This window comes from Schnuerera sp. (genome assembly GCF_035459645.1).
Lineage (GTDB): Bacteria > Bacillota > Clostridia > Tissierellales > Tepidimicrobiaceae > Schnuerera.
Genome location: NZ_DATHXO010000452.1, coordinates 1 through 3,754 on the forward strand (window position 1 = coordinate 1; position 3,754 = coordinate 3,754).

Here is a 3,754-nt window from a genome sequence, read left to right on the forward strand (position 1 = left end):
TGCTTTATTAATTAAACTTACAGGCACAGTTTTTTCAGAGTTTAAGGAAGTAATAGTCATAGTCCTATCAAAAAATGTGATATCTGGATTGTTTTCTGCATCTAGATAAAATGTAGGAAGAGCATAGGCTCTTTCTATAGGAGATGATAACATTTCTCCTTTTTCAATAAAAGTTCCCATGGAATAGGAGAATGAATTGTTTTCAAAAAAGTCTCCATTAATTCCTGCTACAGCTTTTTTCTCCTTTACCATATTACTTACGCTATCTCTTTTGGACAGTCCTTCATTGTTAAATAATCCGCCTATTTCAGCATATTCATCAGTTAAATCAACTCTAACCACATTGATATGCCACCAACCATCAGTAGTGAACTTCTTTATATTCTCATATAAAATCCCAGATCCAAGATACTCTGAATTCTTAGTTTCATAAATTACATAGGGCATATTAACTGCATCAACAGTTAAGGATGGGGCTGTTGAAGTAATAAGGGCAGTTACAATAAGTAATAATATAAATATTTTTTTAATTGAATTCTTCAATAAAATCACCTCTCCTTGATTAAACATATGAGTAAACGTCTTCTTTATTTTTTACAAATTAATACATTACCTTTTGACCCCCAAGGCCCCCCTTTCAACAATAAATTCAAATTTCACTGGTTTGCATAATAACATTATACACTTTAAATATATCAATATGGTTACAATTGTATTACAAAGGGCTAACAAGTATATTTGGGCAATAAAAAAAGAAGGATTGAAATTTCAATCCTTCTTTTAAATATATGGTCGGGGTGAGAGGATTCGAACCCCCGGCCCCATGGTCCCAAACCACGTGCGCTACCAAACTGCGCTACACCCCGCTGACCACTATTATAGTATAAGGGAAATGTATCTTAAATGCAAGAGATAGAAACAGGCCAAAAATAGCATTTATAAGGAATTATTATTAAATATCTAGCAATATCTAATTTATTCTCACTATATTGTAGAATTTTATACAGAACAACATCAATCTGTAATTTATTAAATATAGGAATTTTATATCTATAATAAGAAAGTTGTTGAAGGATTTTCATATAATCCATAGAATATAATATGTAGGTTCATCATCTTTTAACTTTATCAAAAGGAGTCGTGGTTATGTTTGAAGTAATTGAAGAATTAAAAAGGGAAATATTAGTTTTACTAATGGCTGCTATGCCTATATCTGAACTTAGAGGGGCTATTCCTCTTGGAATTTCTTTAGGATTAAGCCCAATTCATAGTACCATTATAAGTATTATAGGTAATATGGCCATCGTTCCAGTTCTATTAAAAACATTAAACCCAGTTATGATATTTATGGAAAAAACTTATTTTTTTTCTAAATTTATTGGATGGGTTAAAAGAAGAACATTAAAAAGGACTAGGGCTACTATAAAAAAATATAGTTTATTAGGATTATTTATTTTAGTAGCTATTCCAATACCCACTACAGGGGCTTGGACTGGATGTATAGCAGCAACTTTGCTTAAACTGGATTATAAAAACGCATTAATTGTAATTCTTTCTGGAGTATTAACAGCTGGATTAATAGTATCTACTATAAGCTATCAAATTTTTGGATAGTAAATGTAAAAGTTTGACTTACACTAATTATTATGTTAAAATATGTATTATAATTAAATAGAAATCTTGATACCTTATCAAGAGTGGTGGAGGGAATGGGCCCGATGAAACCCGGCAACCTGTATTTATGTAAAGGTGCTAAATCCCACAGAATTTGGGTTCTGAAAGATGAGGTTACTTTTAAGCTACCTTTTCCTTTTGGAAGAGGTCTTTTTAGTTTGAAGGAAAAATAGATTTTATATAAATTAAGGAGGTCTTTTTTATGAAAAAATGGTTATTCACTTCTGAATCCGTAACAGAAGGTCATCCAGATAAAGTATGTGATGCTATTTCTGATGCTATTTTAGATGAAATATTAGCTCAGGATCCAGAAGCAAGAGTAGCTTGTGAAACTACAGTAACAACAGGGCTGGTTCTTGTAACAGGAGAAATTACAACGGATTGCTATGTGGATATACCTAAAGTTGTTAGACATACTGTAGAAGAAATAGGATATACTCGTGCCAAATATGGTTTTGATGCAGCTACATGTGGAGTACTCACATCTATAAATGAACAATCTCCAGATATAGCGCAAGGGGTGGATAAAGCATTGGAACATAGGTCTAACGGAGAGGACGAATTAGACCAGATAGGAGCAGGAGACCAGGGTATGATGTTTGGTTATGCTTGTAATGAAACTGAAGAATTAATGCCTTTACCAATTTCTCTAGCCCATAAACTAGCAAAAAGATTAGCAGATATTAGAAAAAACGGGACATTGGAATATTTAAGACCAGATGGAAAAACTCAAGTTACTGTAGAATATCAGGACAATAAACCTATCAGAATAGAAAGTATAGTAGTATCAACCCAGCATAGTTCTGATGTAGATCTGGATATTATAAAAAAAGATATTATGGAAAATGTAATTATGGAAATAGTTCCTCATAATATGCTAGATGGTGATACTAAATACTATGTTAATCCAACAGGAAGATTTGTTGTAGGTGGGCCTATGGGGGACGCAGGTCTTACTGGAAGAAAAATAATCGTAGACACCTATGGTGGCTATGGAAGACATGGAGGAGGAGCATTTTCAGGAAAAGACCCTACAAAGGTAGATCGTTCAGCCAGCTATGCAGCTAGATATGTAGCTAAAAATATTGTAGCAGCAGAATTAGCAGATAAATGTGAAATAGGACTAGCCTATGCCATAGGAGTAGCAAGACCTCTATCCATCTACGTAGAAACCTTTGGAACTGGGAAAATTTCCGATAAAGAAATAGAAAAATTAGTAGAAAAAAATTTCGACCTAAGACCAGCAGCCATCATAAGAAATTTAGACCTTAAAAGACCTATCTATAGGAATTTAGCAGCCTATGGTCATTTTGGTAGAAAGGATTTAGACCTACCATGGGAGAAAACGGATAAAGCAGAAATATTGAAAAAGGAAGGATTAAAATCTAGTCAGCATTAGACTTTTTCATAATCATAAGTATTAATAAGAGTGAAGGAAGAATCGATCCTTTACTCTTATTTTTTTATTGTGAATTGACCTTAGTCTGAAATTTTCATTTTTTTACTTTCAAGCTAATATTAACTTACCTAGGAAATATGGAAGGCGCCTTCCTCTATTTGGAGGAAGAAATATGTATAAAGAAATAGAAAACTTGTTATTATTGAGCAGAAAAGGTGATAAAGAAGCAAAACAAACTTTACTATTAAAACTTAATCCTTTAATAATAAGCTCTATTAGAAGATATTACAATAGAATAGATCAATACGACGATCTAATTCAAGAAGGTTATGAAACCATTCTTATAGCTATTGAAAATTATGATCCAGATAGGGGAGTTAAGTTTTTAGGATATGTTAAATCTATGTTGAAATATTGCTATCTGGAAAAACATAGGGAAAAGCAACATCTTTCGTTAAATAAGCCTTTAGAAGAAGGAGAAATCATAGATTTATTAGAAGGAGATGAAGAAGACCCAATTGACATGGCTATAAATAAGGAAGAAATAGATTTATTAATAAAAAGCTTAAATTATCTTACAAAAAGACAGAAACAGGTAGTACTAGATTATTATATAAACCAATTATCCATAGGTGAAATTGCAGATAAATTAGGGGTTTCGTATAGGACGGTAGTCAATAC

At 32.3% G+C, this 3,754-nt stretch carries 4 protein-coding genes, 1 tRNA gene and 1 riboswitch; of the genes, 3 read left to right on the forward strand and 2 right to left on the reverse strand.

Going from position 1 to position 3,754, the window contains the following annotated elements:
* Positions 1-543 (reverse strand): hypothetical protein (locus tag VK998_RS10610; RefSeq protein WP_325228098.1); only part of this gene is annotated, 543 nt, incomplete at its 3' end.
* Between the two features lie 246 nt (positions 544-789).
* A tRNA-Pro gene (locus VK998_RS10615) sits at positions 790-866 on the reverse strand.
* 280 nt (positions 867-1,146) lie between these two features.
* On the opposite strand from VK998_RS10615, the gene VK998_RS10620 reads away from it, so the two are divergent.
* The 3 genes from VK998_RS10620 to VK998_RS10630 all read left to right on the forward strand — a co-directional run.
* The gene (locus VK998_RS10620; RefSeq protein WP_325228099.1) at positions 1,147-1,614 is read left to right on the forward strand and encodes a COG2426 family protein; all 468 of its coding nucleotides are present in this window, start codon (positions 1,147-1,149) and stop codon (positions 1,612-1,614) included.
* Positions 1,615-1,685: 71 nt separating this feature from the next.
* Positions 1,686-1,789: riboswitch (SAM riboswitch) on the forward strand.
* Positions 1,790-1,876: 87 nt separating this feature from the next.
* Positions 1,877-3,073 carry a methionine adenosyltransferase gene (gene metK / locus VK998_RS10625; RefSeq protein ID WP_325228100.1) on the forward strand — a complete coding sequence of 399 codons (1,197 nt, stop codon included), beginning with the start codon at positions 1,877-1,879 and terminating at the stop codon, positions 3,071-3,073.
* A 172-nt stretch (positions 3,074-3,245) separates the two neighbouring features.
* Positions 3,246-3,754, forward strand: a 509-nt coding sequence (locus VK998_RS10630) for a sigma-70 family RNA polymerase sigma factor (protein ID WP_325228102.1), incomplete at its 3' end; no start/stop codon positions are given.